This is a genomic window from uncultured Acetobacterium sp. (genome assembly GCF_927416815.1).
Taxonomy (GTDB): Bacteria; Bacillota; Clostridia; order Eubacteriales; family Eubacteriaceae; genus Acetobacterium.
In genome coordinates, this window is sequence record NZ_CAKMJU010000052.1 from 1 (window position 1) to 18075 (window position 18075).

16 protein-coding genes are annotated in these 18075 nt (G+C 44.0%); 13 read left to right on the forward strand and 3 right to left on the reverse strand.

The features are described 5' to 3' along the window. From QZ998_RS08445 to QZ998_RS08470, 6 genes are all read left to right on the forward strand, one after another. On the forward strand, positions 1-114 hold a 114-nt coding region (locus QZ998_RS08445; RefSeq protein WP_296559064.1), incomplete at its 5' end, for an IS3 family transposase. A gap of 1 nt (position 115) precedes the next feature. Next, on the forward strand, positions 116-2434 hold the full coding sequence (locus QZ998_RS08450; protein ID WP_296559672.1) for an SbcC/MukB-like Walker B domain-containing protein: 2319 nt from the start codon (positions 116-118) through the stop codon (positions 2432-2434). After that, positions 2427-3698: a TIGR02679 domain-containing protein gene (locus QZ998_RS08455; RefSeq protein ID WP_296559674.1), complete on the forward strand. Its 1272-nt coding sequence runs from the start codon at positions 2427-2429 to the stop codon at positions 3696-3698. The genes QZ998_RS08450 and QZ998_RS08455 overlap by 8 nt, the downstream gene beginning before the upstream one ends. 63 nt (positions 3699-3761) lie before the next feature. Then, positions 3762-4931 carry a GTPase gene (locus QZ998_RS08460; RefSeq protein WP_296559675.1) on the forward strand — a complete coding sequence of 390 codons (1170 nt, stop codon included), beginning with the start codon at positions 3762-3764 and terminating at the stop codon, positions 4929-4931. Then, positions 4924-6048: a GTPase domain-containing protein gene (locus QZ998_RS08465; RefSeq protein ID WP_296559677.1), complete on the forward strand. Its 1125-nt coding sequence runs from the start codon at positions 4924-4926 to the stop codon at positions 6046-6048. Before QZ998_RS08460 ends, QZ998_RS08465 begins: the two co-directional genes overlap by 8 nt. Before the next feature lie 77 nt (positions 6049-6125). Continuing rightward, positions 6126-6563 carry a flavodoxin domain-containing protein gene (locus tag QZ998_RS08470; protein ID WP_296559678.1) on the forward strand — a complete coding sequence of 146 codons (438 nt, stop codon included), beginning with the start codon at positions 6126-6128 and terminating at the stop codon, positions 6561-6563. Between the two features lie 247 nt (positions 6564-6810). On the opposite strand, the gene QZ998_RS08475 is transcribed toward QZ998_RS08470, so the two are convergent. The 3 genes from QZ998_RS08475 to QZ998_RS08485 all read right to left on the reverse strand — a co-directional run bounded on the left by QZ998_RS08475 (position 6811) and on the right by QZ998_RS08485 (position 10783). Next, positions 6811-8079, reverse strand: coding sequence for an ammonium transporter (locus tag QZ998_RS08475; protein ID WP_111888384.1), 1269 nt, complete (start codon positions 8077-8079; stop codon positions 6811-6813). A 166-nt stretch (positions 8080-8245) separates the two neighbouring features. Further along, complete coding sequence (locus QZ998_RS08480) at positions 8246-8587, reverse strand: P-II family nitrogen regulator (protein WP_111888383.1); 342 nt, start codon at positions 8585-8587, stop codon at positions 8246-8248. A gap of 102 nt (positions 8588-8689) precedes the next feature. Next, positions 8690-10783 carry a glutamine synthetase III gene (locus QZ998_RS08485; RefSeq protein WP_296559683.1) on the reverse strand — a complete coding sequence of 698 codons (2094 nt, stop codon included), beginning with the start codon at positions 10781-10783 and terminating at the stop codon, positions 8690-8692. Positions 10784-11209: 426 nt separating this feature from the next. Between QZ998_RS08485 and QZ998_RS08490 the strand changes: the two genes are divergently transcribed. The 7 genes from QZ998_RS08490 (at position 11210) to purE (ending at position 18015) form a co-directional block, all read left to right on the forward strand. Beyond that, a complete protein-coding gene (locus tag QZ998_RS08490) occupies positions 11210-11437 on the forward strand; it encodes a hypothetical protein (RefSeq protein ID WP_296559685.1) in 228 nt (75 codons plus the stop codon). A 510-nt stretch (positions 11438-11947) separates the two neighbouring features. Continuing rightward, complete coding sequence (locus tag QZ998_RS08495; protein WP_296559687.1) at positions 11948-13276, forward strand: glutamine synthetase family protein; 1329 nt, start codon at positions 11948-11950, stop codon at positions 13274-13276. Positions 13277-13354: 78 nt separating this feature from the next. Further along, positions 13355-13927 carry an ANTAR domain-containing protein gene (locus QZ998_RS08500; RefSeq protein ID WP_111888380.1) on the forward strand — a complete coding sequence of 191 codons (573 nt, stop codon included), beginning with the start codon at positions 13355-13357 and terminating at the stop codon, positions 13925-13927. A 142-nt stretch (positions 13928-14069) separates the two neighbouring features. Continuing rightward, the gene (locus tag QZ998_RS08505) at positions 14070-14441 is read left to right on the forward strand and encodes a DUF2294 domain-containing protein (protein WP_296559688.1); all 372 of its coding nucleotides are present in this window, start codon (positions 14070-14072) and stop codon (positions 14439-14441) included. Positions 14442-14620: 179 nt separating this feature from the next. Next, positions 14621-15820, forward strand: coding sequence for a 5-(carboxyamino)imidazole ribonucleotide synthase (locus QZ998_RS08510; protein WP_296559690.1), 1200 nt, complete (start codon positions 14621-14623; stop codon positions 15818-15820). Next, positions 15801-17405, forward strand: a complete 1605-nt coding sequence (gene ppcA, locus QZ998_RS08515) for a phosphoenolpyruvate carboxylase (protein WP_296559692.1) — start codon at positions 15801-15803, stop codon at positions 17403-17405. Before QZ998_RS08510 ends, ppcA begins: the two co-directional genes overlap by 20 nt. 73 nt (positions 17406-17478) lie before the next feature. Further along, positions 17479-18015, forward strand: a complete 537-nt coding sequence (gene purE, locus QZ998_RS08520; protein WP_296559694.1) for a 5-(carboxyamino)imidazole ribonucleotide mutase — start codon at positions 17479-17481, stop codon at positions 18013-18015. Positions 18016-18075 lie beyond the last annotated feature (60 nt).

Genomic DNA, 18075 nt, shown 5'->3' on the forward strand with positions numbered 1-18075 from the left:
GAATATTTAAATCTTATGCTGGCCGATTATGTCAACTGGTATAACAACATTCGGATTCACTCATCATTAGGGTATCTCACACCAGCCGTATATCGGAAATTAGCCCACAAATAAGTTGTCTAAAAAAGTGTTGACAATCCAGATTCCCCATGTGCCGCTGTATCAGGCACTAGACTTTATTGAGGGGATCGATGAAAAAAACCAGGCCGCGATTGAAGAAGCAATGGCCGATATGGGGATTCTCGATGCCCTGATTGTACCGGCAGCTCAGCGGGAAAAACTGCTGGCAATGCCAGAGCTTAGTGGTGATCACTATCTTTTCCCCGAGCCCCAGTTTATGGTTCATAGCATTAACCAGTACCTCAAAGTTGATGACGCCCTCATCGCTATTTCTAAAGAAGAGGTGGTCAGTGTGATAAATAGTATCCTGATTGATCATACCCACCACACCCATATCGATGAAAAGGGCAATTATCGTTTGGGCATCTTATGGGGACGAGCGACCGGTAAGGAGACCGCCCGATTTATTGGTGCTTCTGCCAGAATCAAATATCGGGAAGAAAAACTAAGTCGTCTTAAAGCGGAGCTAAGTGAGATTAGCGACCGGTTAGCGGCAAAGACGCAAATCCTTAATCAGATCAAGACCGCCTTAGCGCTACTTAAGCAGGAGTTCACAGCCAGCTTTGATCCACAAGATTTGATTACCGCTGCCACAGTCGTCAAGCAGGCCGGATTTGATGCCCAGATGAGTGATAAGGCGCTGCAAAAAAAGAATGACGAAGAAAAAAGCTGTTATCACCAGCTCCAGCAGATCAAGGAAACCGTTCACCGGATTACCCTTCGGATCACCCTGCCCCAGGATTTAAAAACCTATGAAGAGGCTCAGGCCGCGGCGATTAGCTATGGCAGCGAACTGCACCGGCTGGAAAAAATCACCATTTTGCTGCAGCACAGTCTTGGGAGTCTGCGGGTAGCCGAAAACCGTTATCAGGAAATACTTCAGGAAATTGATGACCTCCTTTATGAGATCAATCAGCTTAATCAAAGTCGGTCAGCGATGGAAATCACTCGGGTAAACTTAAATGAACAATTGCAACTGACCGATTATCCGGCCATCCAGGCAGAATTGGAACACTGCTTGAAGGCCTTAAAGACCTTGCCCAAAGAAAAAGAGGAAGCCGTTAAGATACTAGAGCGGCAAAAGCTGGGGCTAGAGCGTTTTTATGAGGAACAGGCGGCGGTTAAAAGAACCCTGTTATTGACAGCAAAGCGCTTTCAATTGATGGAAGATGCCTTTACCGAAGAACTGGCGCTAGGCTATCTGATCCGGCGAACTGAAGCCCCACTGGCCGATCAGGCTCGCGAGTTGATCCAAAAAAATCCCCAGTCGGAGAAACAGAACAAGGAGCAGATTACCCTGCGGCTGATGGAAATCTTTAAAGACAACAGCCAGTATCTGCGTGAGTATGCCGTTAACAGTCAGTATGTCTTTGAAGATCAGCCGCTTGATGAGGAGAATGATCGCTTCAAGCAGGTTTGGGATTTGCGGCGCCGGATGAATATCACCGCCAGGGTCGCTGGTAAGGTGGTTAACTTTTATGATTTATCAGATCACCTGAAAGACAGTCTCGACGAAACCGATAAACTCCTAAAAGAAAGTGACCGGGAATTGTTTGAAGATATTCTGGTTAAAAATATCAGTAAAAAAATCAGTGCCCGGATTTTCCACAGCGAAAAATGGGTAGATAACATGAATAAGCTGATGGAAAAAATGGATACCTCGATGGGTCTTAGCTTTAGTCTAAAATGGGCCAGTAAAAAAGCCGAAACCGAAGAACAGTTAGACACCAAAAAGTTGGTCAACCTGCTAAAAATGGACGGTAACCTCTTGCGTGATGAGGATCTTACTGCCCTTTCTGAGCATTTCCGCTCAAAAATAGCCCTGGCCCGACGCACCCTCGAAGACAAGGGCGTTAATTTGACCTTCCATTCAATTATGCGGGATATTTTAGATTACCGGAAATGGTTTGAGTTTAAGCTCTTTTTCAAGAAAACCGGCCAACTCAGTAAGGAACTGACCAATAACGGCTTCTTTAAATTTAGTGGCGGGGAAAAAGCCATGGCCATGTATGTACCCTTATTTTCAGCGGTTAACGCCCGCTATGAAGCCGCTGGCAAGGAAAGCGCCCGGATGCTTTCGCTTGATGAGGCCTTTGCCGGGGTCGATGAGCAAAATATCCGTGATATGTTCCGGCTGCTGAACGAGCTGGATCTCAGCTATATTATTAACTCGCAGATTCTCTGGGGGGATTATGATACGGTCGATTCACTGGCAATCAGCGAGCTGATTAGGCCAGACAATGCCGATTTTGTCACCGTACTCAATTACCACTGGAACGGCAAGCTGCGAAGGCTGGTGATCGATGATGCCTGATGAGTTTGCCGCTTATCTCAAAGATAACCCGGGTTATTGCCGAATTATCAAACAGATCCGCGAAAAATATGAATCACTCGGTCATCTCGGTGGCACCATCTATTTAGATAAGATCAGCGACGACGAGCGGGCAGTGCTTAGAAGCCTGTTTAAAAAGAACTATCTCCAGAAAAGTGCCAGCTTCTCAGTCGAAAAATTTATCAAGGCCTTTGAAAGCACCCGCTATCGGGGGATTGATTTTGAAGCGGTATTGAGCTGCTATTATGGCGAAAAGCTGAGCTGGAAAAAGGATGTGCGAAGTCAGTATCAAGACCAGAAAGGTCAATATTTTGAAGATATAATCAAGTTCTTTAAAGAAACCCCGGCAGGCTTGTGGCTGGAAGCGGTTCTGGTTAATAAAAATAATGCCTATTCCCTGCTTAATTTAAAGTATAACGAAGACCCTCAGTATTTAAGTAGTTTGCTGACTCAGGTTTGTCATGGCTTAAATCAATCGGTGGCGGAAACAGAAAAGGTGCGGCTGGCACTTTTTGCCTCGCAAGTTACCAAAGATCCCCATGCCTTTGATATGAACCGCGATGGTGGGCGGCTGCTGCTTTACGCATTAGCCAGCTATTATAGTCTTAGTTATCCGCAAAATGCCGAAGCCCAGATGGAACTCTTATACCAGGCTGGTCTGATTTACGATGAGGTTTCCAATTACACCATTTGTCGCGGGATTCAGGCTTATGCAGGCGATAAAATCCATTCGGGTTGGGCGGGCTTTGCTAATTGCAGTGAACCACTGCACGTCTCGCTTTGGAATATTGGCATGATCGACCGGGTTACTTGTGTCAACAAGCGGGTTTTTGTTTTTGAAAACCCGACCGTCTTTAGTGAGGTGGCCGGGCTGCTGGAGAACCAGCCCGCCGCCCTGATTTGTTCGGCGGGTAACGTCAAGGTGGCAAGCTTATTGCTATTAGATAAAATCGCCCAGAGTGGCACTGACATTTATTATAGTGGCGACTTTGACCCGGAAGGGCTGGCGATAGCCGATAAACTCAAAAAAAGATACGGCAAAAAATTGATCTTATGGCATTTTACTTCGGAAGCTTATCAAAAGATCCAGTCAAAAAAGATGATTTCAGCAGCCCGTTTAAAAAAGTTGGATAAGATCGAAGCACCGGAATTAATAAGGTTAGCACAAGCGATTAAAAAATCCGGTTATAGTGGCTATCAGGAAATGATGGTTGATATTTATTTGCAGGATATTTTAAGGGGCTAGAACAGTTCGCGGTTAGTTAGCTACAATTAGAGAACAATTAGAGAACAAGAAAGAGGGAACAAAATGAAAGACTATCGACCCGATGATTTTGATTTTAATAAAACCCTTGGTGAAATCAGTGCAGGCATTAAGAAACCAAACATCCTAATTTGCGGTGCCACCGGTGCCGGAAAAAGTTCGGTGGTGAATTATGTTTTTGGAGCGGCGATGGCGCAAATTGGCCACGGTATTCCGGTGACCCGGGGAATTAGCAAGTATCAGCGGGAAGATACCGGGGTGGTCCTTTATGACACCGAAGGCTACGAGATCGGCACTGAAAAAATATCGAAATACAAGGCGAATGTCGAAGACTGGGTAAATGAATCTTTTGCAGCCGCTACTAAACCGGCTGCAAAAGATCAACCCCAGCTTGCTCTTAGCAACCAGATTCATGAGGTCTGGTATTGCATTTCGGCTGGCAATAAACGCGTAACCGATATGGATATCGATGTGATCCAGATGCTAAGAGCAAAAAAGCTGCCGGTGGCGGTGGTGCTAACCCAGATCGATAACCTCGATGCCGAAGAATTGCAGGCGATGGAAGCGGCGATTAGAAATCATTGTCAGGTTGAATTTTTCCGCACCAGTGTCTCAGACGATCCCGCCGTGATTGCGGAGCTACAGGATTATCTGCAATGGGATGAGTTGATCAGCTGGGCGATTGATCATCTGGATGAATCGCTGCGGGAAGGTTTTATCAGTGCCTTAAAAGGCAATCTGGAGGCTAAAAAAAGAATGATCAATCATAAAATTATCCCCTTGTATACCAGTGCGGCGGCAGCGGTGGCACTCACCCCGATCCCCTTTTCGGATGCGGCGCTGTTGGTGCCGATCCAGATTAAGATGTCGCTACACATCATGAAAACCTATGCGCTGGACCAGAAGCTGGGGAATCTGTCCTCGCTGGTGGGGTCCGTGGTCGTTTCTGAATCTGGTCGGTTACTGGCGCAAACTCTCAGTGCCAATCTCTTCAAACTGATTCCCGGGGTAGGAACAGCCATTGGTACCACCGTCAACACCGTGGTGGCATCTAGTTTTACTGCCGCGATGGGTTATGCTATTTCGGAGATCTGCTTTCGCTGTGCCACTGCAGTATTTGAAGAAGGCAAAGACATCGACTGGGCCGACTATTTTAATGGGGAGAATATTGCCAACTTAATGTCGGAATGGTTCAAGGCCAGCCGGCATGGCTAAACGATGCGAAAGCAATGTCCTGATCCTCGGAAAAAGCGGGGTCGGGAAAACATCACTGTGTAATTATATTTTTGGCGCTGATGTCATGAAAACCGGAGCCGGACGGCCGGTGACAGGGATGGGAATCTTTAAAGAAACGATCGAGTTGAGTCCCGAGTTGACCCTCCATCTCTACGACTCCTGGGGTCTTGAAGCGGATAAATCCGAAAGCTGGAAAGCCCTGATTCAGGAAGTCCTTAATCAACATGATGTCCGCGAGATTAAGGACTGGTTTCACACCATTATTTATTGTTTATCAGCCAAATCAGCCCGGGTGGAAGACTTTGATCTGGAAATGATCAAGGCTCTGGGTAAGGATGGCAACCCGGTGTTGGTGGTACTAACCCATTGCGATGTGATGAATGTTAAAAATGCCATAGTGGCAATGCGAGCAGCGATCATTAACAAGACCGGGGTACAAAATCAGGATATTGTCGAGGTATCCAGCCATGCTAAACAATTACTCAGTGGCAAGCAAACCGAAGTCTTTGGCAAGGAAAAAATCATTCACCGGATCAAGGTTAATCTGCTCGATTCGATTTCAGGCAAGATGCCGCAAATACTTCTAGCGATCGGCCAGGAAAAAATAAATCAGTGGTTTAAAGACTGTCAGGAAGTGGTGCAAAAGCAGGTTGGCTTTTTAAACCCGACCTCAGAAAAAAAAGAAACCAGCCGCAATGAATTTTTTGATGTCTACGCGCAAGATATTTTTGATGAGATTAACAAGGAGTCGGATGCGCTTTTCAATGAGGCCTATCTATTCTATCGCGCTTTTAGCAGTCAATTTTCGGGGAATGCCCTGGTGGAAGTGACAGACAGGCAGAAGAAACCTCAGATTACCCACTTTCAGATAAAAAAGAGCGGAAAAATCCGAAACTCGATTGCCGGGGCGGTTTTACTGGCCATTCCAGTCGTGGGACTGCTGGGGAAATTTGCCCTCCAGGAAAAAACCCGAGCCTATTACCGTCAAGGGCTGCGGCAAAACAAGGCCTTACTGGAAGACCATCTGCAGATCTGTGCCCAGATCCTGGCCGAGGAATTAAGAAAAATTAATTTGGGATTAGAAATTGAAGATTGAAGATTGAAGATTAAATGAGTTTCTTTGGGGTAAATAATGAGGCAAACCTAAATTCATGCATTAAGAAGGAGACTGAGATGGAACTGTTAGACAAAATTGGCGTAATCTATTGGAGTTATAAAGAAAGCACTGAGATTATGGCTGAAAAAATATCCAATGGCATTGATGAAGCCGGCGCTAAAGCGATTTTAGTCAACGTGGTTGACTTTGATTTAAAAAGTATCGATAGCTATTTTAAAATTGCCCTGGGTTGTCCGGCGATGGAAGGGGAAGGCCTTGAAAAAAGCGAATTTGAACCTTTTTTTAAGGCGATTTCGGGTCATCTGAAAGGGAAAAAGGTCGCGCTCTTTGGCTCCCATGGCTGGGGCCAAGGCGAGTGGATGGTTGAGTGGGAAAACCAGGTAAAGGATCTCGGTGGCATTTTATTTGACCAAGGGCTGACCATCTTAGGAGAACCCGATAAGGCGGGACGCCATCGTTGTGTCGAGTTTGGCAAGGCCTTTGCCAAATTTTAGAATTGGCATCATCAAGGAATTATTTAACCCTAGCATGAAAGCGATCAATTAATTAAAGAAAACAAAACGAGAAAAGCCCGGGAAGAAATACTTCCCGGGCTTTTTGTCACAACATTAGGTTTAAAATCATTGATTAGGGCACGGTGGGGGATTTCGAGCGGGGGTGTTCGAAACTCTCAAGCGGCTTTGATCATAATTTTAAAAAGCAAACACTTAAAAACATTTAAATACTTTAGGGCTAAATACTTTAGTTCATCCGGCTGACAAAGTCAGAGTATGCTTCAATACCGTGTTCATGAACGTCAAGACCTTCAATTTCAACAACTTTTTCAACCCGCAGGCCGACAGTTTTCTTAAGGCCATAAAAGAGTAGGAAAGCGGTGCTCAGGGTCCAAGCCGCTACTGCAACCACACCAATCGCTTGGACGGTTAGCAAATCAATCCCACCGCCGTATAATAAACCAAGAATTGCATCTTCGGTTCCTGGCAGATAATTGGCAAAAACACCAACCATCAAGGTTCCGACAACACCGTTCATCCCATGAACTGCAACGGCACCAACAGGATCATCAATCCGCAGTTTTTGATCGATAAAGGGAATGCCAAAGGTGATTACGATCCCGGCGATGATCCCGATCAGAAGGGCACCGTAGACATCGACAACCAGACATCCGGCGGTGATGGCAACGAGTCCGCCAAGGACACCATTAAGGGTCATTGAAATATCCGGTTTTTTGTAACGGATCCAGGTTAATAACATAACGGTCAGTCCACCCGCTGCGGCCGCCAGGTTAGTGGTCATGGCGATATGGCCGATATCCAGGGTAACCGCCAGAGTACTGCCGGCATTGAATCCAAACCAGGCAAACCAGAGAATGAATACCCCAAGCGCACCAAGGGTTAAACTGTGACCGGGAATGGCATTGGCTTTGCCATCTTTGTTGTATTTACCAATCCGTGGGCCGACAATAATGGCACCCATCAGGGCTGTCCAGCCACCAACCGAGTGAACAACGGTAGAACCGGCAAAGTCAACAAATCCCATATCACCGAGGAATCCGCCGCCCCATGCCCAGTGTCCGACAACCGGGTATATAATCAGGCTGATAAAGGCTGAAATAACACAATAGACAGAAAATTTGGTTCGTCCGGCAACAGCACCCGATACAATCGTCGCTGCGGTGGCACAGAAAACCGTTTGGAAAAAGATAAACAATTCAGGGGTAACAGCATCAAAGGCACCGACATTGGTCAAGTCCTGGGGAGCAAAGAAACCACCCATCCCGATGAAGCCGGCTACGTCTGGTCCGAACATGAAGCCAAAACCAAACAAAAAGAAAAGGATTGAGCCGATCATAAAATCGACAAAGTTTTTCATGATGATGTTCCCGGCATTTTTAGCTCGGGTAAAGCCGGTTTCAACCATTGCAAAGCCAGCTTGCATAAAGAAGACCAGTACAGCGGCCAGAAAGACCCAGACGATATCAAGATATTGTTGCAGTTCTAATAATTCCATAATAATAACCTCTCTTAATAAATTGAATCAAGCAAATCAAAAATCGCAAATAAAAACATATAAATAGAAACAAAATAACTCAATAGGGTATAAAAAAAGAAGACAGCTTTAATATGGGATTAAAACCTATCTCCTTTGATAGTTTAGCTTACTTATTCTATTCATATTAGATTGCGCCAACGCCATGATCACCAGTACGAATACGAATGACATCTTCGACATCATAGACGAAAATTTTGCCACCGCCAATTTCATCATCATTTGCCAGTCGGTCTTTAATAATCTTAATGATAATTCCGGCAGTTTCGGCATCGGTTACGGTTTCAACCTTTATTTTTGGCAGAAAATTGACGGTATAGGCCGTCCCGCGATAGGATTTCTGATAACCCTTCTGGTTTCCAAATCCCATAATATTGGTAATCATCATCCCCTGCACGTCACAGGTATTGAGGATTTCTTTGAGATCTTCCAGTCTTTCGGGTTTAATAATTATTTCAAGCTTTTTCATTTGAACCTCCTTATAGTTTAAGATGAATGAATAACTGGGGGAGGGGTAAAAACCCCGACCCCTATTATTTTTAGATTGATACTTTTTTAATTGGGAGTTTAATTATACGTAGAATAAAATATCTTCGTAGGTTGGGAATGGCCAGTATTTTTCAGCGGTGATTTCTTCAAGGCTATCAGCAGCGAACCGCAGGGCAGCCATGGCAGGAATTACTTTTTCACAGAAATAGTTGGCTTCAGCTTGTTCAGATTCGCATTCTTCGGCAGCAGCCAGGGTTGATTCAAGCGTATCGGTGGCCTTGATGAAGGTGCCAAAGAGGGTCGACAACCTTTCGGCTAATAGCGTTTCGGCCGTCACATCAATCGATCCAAGGGCTTTTTTAACGCTCAGGGTATCAACCACTTCTTTGCTATAGGTGACGATCGCAGGGGTTATTTCCCGTTTTGCCAGGCTCAGCATCGTTAAGGCTTCAATATTGATCGTTTTGATGTATTCTTCTAGTAGAATTGACTGGCGAGAATCCATTTCGGCCGGGGTGAAAATATTATGTCGACCAAATAAGGCAACATTCTTTTCAGAAGTAAATTCGGCTAATGCTTCCGGCGTTGTTTTTAAGTTTGGCAGACCGCGTCGAGCTGCTTCTTCAACCCATTCTTCGGAGTAGTTATTGCCATTAAAGACAATTTTTTTATTGTCTTTAACTGATTTTTGGAGTAAGGCTTCGAGGGCTGCTTCAAAATCATCCGCTTTTTCGAGGACATCCGCATAATCAGCTAAAACATCAGCAACGATGGTATTCAAGGTAATATTTGGACCAGCAATCGATTGGTTGGAACCAAGCATTCTAAACTCAAATTTGTTACCGGTGAAGGCAAAAGGAGAGGTTCGGTTTCGGTCTGTTGTATCTTTAATAAAGTTTGGCAGACTCTTAACGCCAAGTTGCATGACCAGGTCTTTTGCTTCGGTGACTGGCTCTCCCGTTTCAATCGATTTAAGAACTGCCGTTAACTGTTCGCCAAGGAAAACTGAAACGATCGCTGGCGGTGCTTCATTGGCTCCTAAACGATGATCATTTCCGGCTGTGGCGACAGAGATACGCAACATCTCACTGTATCGGTAAACCGCTTCAATGGTAGCGCAAAGGAAAACTAGGAATTGCTTATTGTCAGCCGGGTTATCACCGGGTGTTAACAGGTTTTCGCCAGTATCGGTGGACATCGAAAAATTGTTGTGCTTTCCGGAACCGTTAACCCCATCAAATGGTTTTTCATGCAATAAACAGGCCAGATCATGACGATAAGCAACCCGTTGCATAAATTCCATAATCAGTTGATTGTTATCGGTGGCAACATTGGTGTTAGTGAAGATTGGTGCCATCTCATGTTGAGCTGGAGCAACTTCGTTATGTCGTGTTTTAGAGGCAATCCCGAGACTCCAAAGTTCGCGATCAAGGTCTGCCATATAGTTGGCAACACGACCACGGATGCGGCCGAAATAGTGGGTTTCCATTTCCTGACCTTTGGGTGGTTTGGCACCAAAGAGGGTTCGGCCAGTCAGGATTAAGTCTTTACGTTTTTTAAACATATCCCGTTCAACCAGGAAGTATTCCTGCTCAGCGCCAATGGTGGTGGTTACTTTTTTGACATCTTTACCAAAAAGCTTTAAGATCCGTTTGGCATTATCATTAAGGGTTTCCATTGATCGTAACAGTGGTGTTTTCTTATCCAGAACCTCACCAGAGTAAGAACAGAAAATAGTTGGGATATAAAGGGTCGTGCCTTTAATAAAGGCGTAGGATGTGGGATCCCAGGCGGTATAACCACGCGCTTCAAAGGTTGCTCTTAGTCCACCGGATGGGAAAGATGAAGCATCTGGTTCACCCTTGATCAGTTCTTTACCAGAGAACTCCATAATGACTTTACCGTCTTCAGTTGGGTTGATAAAGGCATCGTGCTTTTCAGCCGTAATGCCAGTCATTGGCTGGAACCAATGCGTGTAATGAGTAGCACCCAATTCTAAAGCCCAATCTTTCATGGCGTTTGCCACAACTTCAGCGACGTTTTCTTCTAGAGGTAAATCCTCTTTCATTGTTTTTAACAGGGAAGCGTAAATGTGCTTTGGTAAGCGCTTGCGCATCACACCAGAGTTAAAAACTCTTGATCCGAAAAGTTCGGATACATTTTCACTAATTGGCACGTTTGTGTCCTCCTAAAATTTAATTTGTATAATTATAACATATATGGCACCATTGTCAGATATGTTAAAATAAAAGCTTAGAAAAATTAAATAGAAAGTGGCTAAAAAAAAAGCGCCTCAGAGAAGCGTTCATCACACTCTCAAAGCACCTTTGCTATCGCCACTCTCGTGACTAGTATTACAATATTAAATTTAAACTTATTATAGACGATCAAAACTCGCTTGTAAAGTAAAATTTACAAGAAATTACATGTAATGGTTATCAACTTATAAAGCTTGCAGGAATGATTTACAAAAACAAAGTCCTACTATATAATAGATATCATATAGAACTGAGCATAATAGAAAAAGCAAGTGATTAGAAGTGATACTGTTTACGGCTGGCATAGGCCAAATCATTGTTTAGGAATAGAAAGGAAAGCAAAAATGAGTATTGAGTTTAAAATTGATGAAGAAAAACATGTTAAAGTGCTGGATGCCTTATTAGGGGATGCAGATTTGATGATGGCTTTAAATGAGGCTGAAGATTTTGAAGCAGGCTATCGGCTGATCGCTGAACGGGTACCGGACTTAAGCCTTGAGGAATTTGCCGGTTCGATGGAAATGCTAAGACAAATTGTTCTGGCGCAAATGGAAAAAGGCCCGGTTCAATAAGGTAAACCTGAGATTCTACTAAGATAAAGCCCTTTAGACTAGCGGTTTAGAGGGCTTTTATCAATAATGTGAAACTGAAAACCTTGTCAGTCAAAATAAAGTAAAAATAAATTGAAACTGTAGCAGAAATGTGTTTTAATGATAAGACTAACACACTAAGTACATTGTATACAAAAATAGAATAAGAACTCTTATAAAGAACAAAGGCGTTCGATCCTCCTGTTAAAAACAGAGGGGATCAATTAGCATGTTCTTTTTTGTATTTGCTGCAGTGGAACAGAACCTGTGGATTTGTCAAATTAATGGGTAGAAGTTTAGAAAACATCCGACAAACTGGTGTTGATAGAGTTACTTATGATAGTTTTCATATTACGATTGATGTTAAAGAAATAGTGATTTAATGCAGTGACTATGTTTATAGAAGCAGCTTATGTTATAAAAGTGATTGATGATGGAAGCGTAACAATAACAATCAATGCTGCTTCTGATTAAAATAAGTGGAGGTTTAGAATGAGCTTAGCGAAAAATATAATTGAAGCGATGAAATTTATTGAAGCGAATGATGTAAAATTCATTCGTCTTCAGTTTTGCGATCTCTTTGGACAAAATCGGAACATTGCCATTACGCCGATGCAGATGGAACGGGCCTTAGCCAGCGGGATTCCTTTTGATGCGTCCTTAGTGGTTGGTTTTCCCGAATCCCGGCAAACAGACCTGGTTTTATGCCCGGACATCACGACCATTCAGCTCTTGCCTTGGCGTCCCCAGCAAGGCAAGGTTGCCAGAATTCTCTGCGATATTCGCTATCCTAGTGGCGAAATTTTTACAGCCGACAGCCGCTATATCCTAAAGCAAACGCTCAAGCGGGCAGAAGCTTTGGGGTATCAGTTTAATACCAGTGCTGATTGTGAATTTTATCTTTTCAAGCAAGATGAAAACGGCGATCCGACCACTATTCCGACTGATCAGGCTGGATATTTTGACCTGGCGCCCTATGATCGCGGGGAAAATACCCGTCGCGAAATTTGCCTGACCCTCGAGGACATGGGCTTTGAAATAGAAAGTTCCCGTCATGAAGCCGGCCGCGGACAACACGAAATTGACTTTAAATATGATGATGCCCTTTCCTCGGCCGATAAGATCATGACCTTTAAAACGGTGGTAAAAACGGTCGCCCAAAGAAACGGGGTGCATGCGTCATTTTTACCCAAACCGCTGGTTGATGAACCGGGCAGTGGCATGCACATTCACGTTTCCTTATCCAAAGATGGCCATGATATTTTTGAAAACAATGGTGGCCTGCTCGGAGCAGAGGCCGGACACTTTATCGCTGGGGTATTGGCCCATGTTAAAGGGATGACGGCAATCGCCAATCCCCTGGTCAACAGTTACAAACGCTTAACCGGTGGTAAGGAAGCCCCCCGCCACATCGGCTGGGGCTTTGGTAACCGCAGCTCACTGATCCGGATTCCGATGGAATCCGATGAATATTATCGTTTTGAACTACGCGGTCCGGATCCAACCTGCAATCCTTATCTGACCTTTGCTCTGATTCTGGCCGCGGGACTGGAAGGGATTGAGCAGCAGATGGTCTTAATGGATGAATTAAAGCTTGGCGAAGATGAGATCAACCAAGACCCGGTGGCAGCCGATACCATCCAAGAACTGCCGATTACCTTAATCGATGCCGTGAATGAAATGGCAGCAGACCCGCTGATAAAATCGGTGCTGGGAGAAGAGTTGACCGAAAAATTCATCGAGTTGAAAAGAGCCGAATGGATGGACTATATCAAAACCGTTCACCCCTGGGAAATTGATCGCTACCTCTTAACGTATTAGCAGCATCATATTTAAATGAATAATATTTAAATGCATCATATTTAAAAGCAAAATATTCTAGGGCAGGAGGTGAAGGGGATGAGCAGCGTATTATTGGTATGTAAACAAGATGATGTCATCCGTGGTCTGGCGGATATTTTACGGCCGATGAATTTCCAACTGATTGACTCGGCCAATTCAGCAGCCGAAGGCCGGCGGAGACTTCAGGAAATTGAATATGATCTGGTGATCGTGAACACCCCTTTAGGCGATGAATTCGGAGTCGATTTTGCCGTTGATATTCTGGAAAAATATATGGTTGGGGTGATCCTGATCGTCAAAAGCGAACTGGTCGATCATGTTGAAGAAAAACTGATCGATACAGCAGCTTTTGTAGTGCCGAAACCGCTGAACCGGCAATTACTGGTTCAAAACGTCCGCTTTGTCTGTCAGTCGCGGGAAAAAATCCAAAGGCTGCAAAGTCAGAACCAGGCCTTGAAAGCAAAAATTGACGACCTCGGGATTGTCTATCGGGGAAAACTCTTCCTGATGGGGCATTTGAATATGACCGAAGATCAGGCCCATCGCTATATTCAAAAGAAGGCCATGGATATGCGAACATCGCCCCGCAAGGTGGCCGAACAGATAATCAAAACCTACGATAAAAAGTAAGATCAAGAACCATCTAAATTAAGAAATCTTAAGTTGTCTAATAATAATTGAAAATTTCATATTAGTTATGATATACTTATGTAAACAAATGAGTTGTCAATGAGATTGGCGGTTTATCTGAATCCTGTTTGGAGGAATATCAGTGACAAAAGGACAAATTGAAGCGAAAATAAGCGAGGCAATTAGTAAGTTTGAAATTGAACAAATGGGAAGAGGACCAGACAAAATCAGAACCATTATTTTTCAGGATTTGATTATTGTCAGGCTGACTGGTTTTTTAAGTACCTCAGAAAAAAGCCTGGCTCAAAACAAAGAGGGCGTTGAACTGATAAAAAAAGTCCGAACGGCCTTGTTTGAAAATGCTCAGGAATTACTGATTGAAACGATAAAATCGGTGATCGATGTCGAAATTATCAGCACCTATTCCGATGTTAGCACCAAAACCGGCGAAAAAATAATAGTCATTGTTGCTGATCGTGATATTGAAGAAGATTTAAAAAACGACGCTAAGTAATTGTATTATAATGATTGTAGTATAATGATTGAATGATAAGACTAAGTTAAAAAATCAAGTTGAATAATGAGTGTTGGAAGATAGCTTGAAGGGTTAGAAACCAGTCAAAAAATAAGCCAACAGCAAAACTTTTATAAAAGTTTTGCTGTTGGCTTATTTGTATAAAATCGGAGGTTAAAGTGATAGATAGAAAAATAATAAAGCGCTTAGATTCGCCATCAACCATTGGGGTTATCGGTGGCGGACAATTAGGCAGGATGTTGGTGCTAGAAGCCAAGCGATTGGGCTTAAATGTGATTGTGCTAGATCCCAAACCAAATTCTCCGGCTGGTCAAGTTGCCGATTTTCAAATGGTTGCTGAATTTGATGATTTAACCGCACTTAAGGTACTGGCGCTAAAAACCGATGTGTTGACCTATGAGTTTGAACATATTGATGTGGGATTACTAGAAATCCTTGAACAAGAGGGCAACGCCATCTATCCCGGCGCAAAAACACTGGCGATGATTCAAAATAAATACCGACAAAAATCAAGCTTGCGAAATATTGGCATTGACGTTCCCGATTTTCATCTGATTGAAAACCTGGATCAGCTGGTTGCGGCATTTGACCAGTTAGATCAAAAGATTGTCTTAAAAACGTGCACGGGTGGTTACGATGGCAAGGGCAGTCGCGTCATTACCGAGCGCTCTGAACTTGAGCAAGCATTTCTAGAGTTTAGCAAGTATGGTATGATGGCAGAGGAATTGATTGATTACGACAAGGAAGTTTCGATCATTTTTGCCATCAATCAGGATGGGATGAAGTTTTATCCGGTCGCTGAAAATATTCATCATCAGGGGATTCTGATCAATTCGTTTGTGCCGGCAAATATCTCCACTGAAGTTGAGCAGCGCATCCAGACAATCGCCGCCAAGATTGCCCAAGAAATAGATGATTATGGGGTTTTCTGCATCGAATTTTTTATTGACAGCAGGGCCAATATTTTTGTCAATGAAATTGCCCCGCGACCACATAATTCAGGTCATTATTCAATTGAAGGGTGTATTACCTCACAATTTGAACAGCTGGCGCGAATCATAACCGGGATGCCACTGGGATCGACCGAACTGAGATTGCCCTGTGCGATGTTTAACATCTTAGGCAGTGACGCAATAACCGGCAAATACCAGATCAGCGGGATTGATCGATTGATGGCGCTGACCGATTGCCACTTACATTTATATGGCAAGCCGGAAACCGGCGAATTCAGAAAAATCGGCCACCTAACAGCAATGGCTGATACGGTGGCCGCAGCAAGTATCAAAGCCAAAGAGGCCTTGAGCCTCATCAAAATAAATAGTCTAAGGAGTGTGTGTGATGAGAAAAATTCCCAGTAGCATGGCGACCCAACATCCTGATAACGCCAACCGTTATATTACCATTCAACAAGAACCCGACGAAGCCATAAAAGGACTGACCAGTCAGGATCAGGGCGGATTAGGAATAGAAGAAATAATGATTGATTTTGAAGGTAAATTGACACCCTATCATCAAACCTCGCAAATAGCCTTAGGTTTAATTGGTCAAGGGATCATCCCTGGCCAAACCGTGTCGATAACCCCGAGAATTCCCAACGCCAAGAAAGAACCGATCTTTAGACAACTGATGAGTATTATGTCACTGGTCGAGACCAACGTGCTCGCCTATCAGCAAACATCGGTACAGGCGATCACAGAAACCGTCGTGCCAATGGTCGAAACAGGGATTGAGCTGATCCACTTACAAGAACGGATTAACTCGGTCATCGAACTGGGCAACAAAAATTACGATGTTCAATTTCCGCTCAATAGCATTAAAATCATCCCGCTGATTGAAAGTGTCCCCGCCCTTGTCAATGTCGATCAGATTTTGGATGACTATTATCACAATTCAATCAGTAACGGAAATCGCTTTGATCATTTAAGAATCATGTTTGCCAAGTCCGATTCGGCGATGTCGTATGGCATGATGGCATCAGTGCTGGCGGTATTGATTGGCATTGATAAATCGCTGAAATGGGGGCAATTAAACAAGGTCGAGATTTCACCGATTTTGGGATGCGGTGCCCTGCCATTTAGAGGTCATTTCACCGCAGAAAATTTGGAACGGATCTATGAGACCTATGCCGGAGTCAAAACCTTCACCATCCAATCAGGCCTACGCTATGACCATGGCGAAGAAAAGACAAAAGCGGTTGTCAACAGTCTTAAAAACAATGGTGACAAACAGGGCCATCGAAATTTTTCGCTGGCAGATATTGAAGCGATGCAAGAGTGCATTGGGATCTTCACCAAGTATTACATCGACACCTTTGTAAAAACGATCAATATCGTCGGCCAGCTGGCAAAGTATATGCCTAAAAACAGGGATCGGCTGGCAAGTAAAAAATCAGGCTTGGAATATATTAGAGAAATTGCCAATATGCAGGAAATAGCTGATCTGGTGGCCGATCGGGATCTAAAAAATGAACTTTTGCAGATCAATACAAATGTCAAATGCACGGTGCCAAGAGCGATTTCTTTTACGTCGGCGATGTATACACTCGGTCTGCCGCCGGAGTTTGTCGGTATGGGCAGGGGCTTGCAAGAAGTTCAGGGTAAATATGGTGTGGATGGGATTAACAGACTAATCGATTTTTATCCCCAGCTGCGAGCAGATCTCGCCTTCGCGGCCCAATATGTCGATGTTGAGATATCCAAAGGAATTATTGATGAAAGTGCCCGGTTAGCTTATCAGAATGACTATAATCTCGCCTGTGAAATATTGGAGATAGAGAAGCTTGTTGATGATGAAAATGCCCTATATCATATGCTGATGAATTCGATCAAACCGATTATTGTCCACTTAATCGGCAAAGAAGAAACCGGTAAGGAACAGGAAGAAGAAAAAATCCTCAATGATTGGATCATAAAAATGGCGACAATCAGAGGTAGCCTGGGCTAACGCCGAGAGCTCATAAGAGCCCATCAACAATAAACGGGTCAGCAATGAATGGGAATGAAAGGAAATAGTGAAGATGATAGATAAAAATAAGCCTACAGCAGCGCCAATGGTGGCGATTATTATGGGCAGCAAATCTGATCTAAGGGTGATGAGTCAGGCCGCCGTGATCCTCGAAAAATGCCAGGTGCCCTATGAAATAAAGGTAGTTTCAGCCCATCGGACACCCGACCGAATGGTTGACTATGCCAAAAATGCCCAACCACGTAAGCTCGAGGTGATTATCGCCGGAGCCGGCGGTGCAGCCCATTTGCCAGGGATGGTTTCAGCCTTGACGATGCTACCGGTCATTGGGGTGCCAGTCAAATTAGCGGAATTGGATGGGTTGGACTCGCTGCTGTCGATTGTCCAAATGCCCAAGGGGGTGCCGGTCGCAACGGTGGGAATTAATAACGCCAGAAATGCCGGAATTCTAGCAGCCCGGATACTGGGAATAAAATACCCGGAGATTAGAGCGAGATTGGAAAGCTATCTGAGTAGTGAAAATAAAATGGTTGGTTATGATCTTGAGGATGAGTTACAAGAATATTTAGAAGCAGCAGAAAAAAACTAAAATAATAAGGCATCCAATGCTGCAAGAACGCCAATCAGATTAAGCTTATTGGTGGTGTCA

What these genes read in the sequence shown, in the direction of transcription:
- QZ998_RS08455 (WP_296559674.1), top strand. Translation starts at nt 2,427, where the DNA reads ATGCCTGATGAGTTTGCCGCTTATCTCAAAGATAACCCGGGTTATTGC.
- QZ998_RS08460 (WP_296559675.1), top strand. Translation starts at nt 3,762, where the DNA reads ATGAAAGACTATCGACCCGATGATTTTGATTTTAATAAAACCCTTGGT.
- QZ998_RS08465 (WP_296559677.1), top strand. Translation starts at nt 4,924, where the DNA reads ATGGCTAAACGATGCGAAAGCAATGTCCTGATCCTCGGAAAAAGCGGG.
- QZ998_RS08470 (WP_296559678.1), top strand. Translation starts at nt 6,126, where the DNA reads ATGGAACTGTTAGACAAAATTGGCGTAATCTATTGGAGTTATAAAGAA.
- QZ998_RS08475 (WP_111888384.1), bottom strand. Translation starts at nt 8,079, where the DNA reads ATGGAATTATTAGAACTGCAACAATATCTTGATATCGTCTGGGTCTTT.
- QZ998_RS08480 (WP_111888383.1), bottom strand. Translation starts at nt 8,587, where the DNA reads ATGAAAAAGCTTGAAATAATTATTAAACCCGAAAGACTGGAAGATCTC.
- QZ998_RS08490 (WP_296559685.1), top strand. Translation starts at nt 11,210, where the DNA reads ATGAGTATTGAGTTTAAAATTGATGAAGAAAAACATGTTAAAGTGCTG.
- QZ998_RS08495 (WP_296559687.1), top strand. Translation starts at nt 11,948, where the DNA reads ATGAGCTTAGCGAAAAATATAATTGAAGCGATGAAATTTATTGAAGCG.
- QZ998_RS08500 (WP_111888380.1), top strand. Translation starts at nt 13,355, where the DNA reads ATGAGCAGCGTATTATTGGTATGTAAACAAGATGATGTCATCCGTGGT.
- ppcA (WP_296559692.1), top strand. Translation starts at nt 15,801, where the DNA reads ATGAGAAAAATTCCCAGTAGCATGGCGACCCAACATCCTGATAACGCC.
- purE (WP_296559694.1), top strand. Translation starts at nt 17,479, where the DNA reads ATGATAGATAAAAATAAGCCTACAGCAGCGCCAATGGTGGCGATTATT.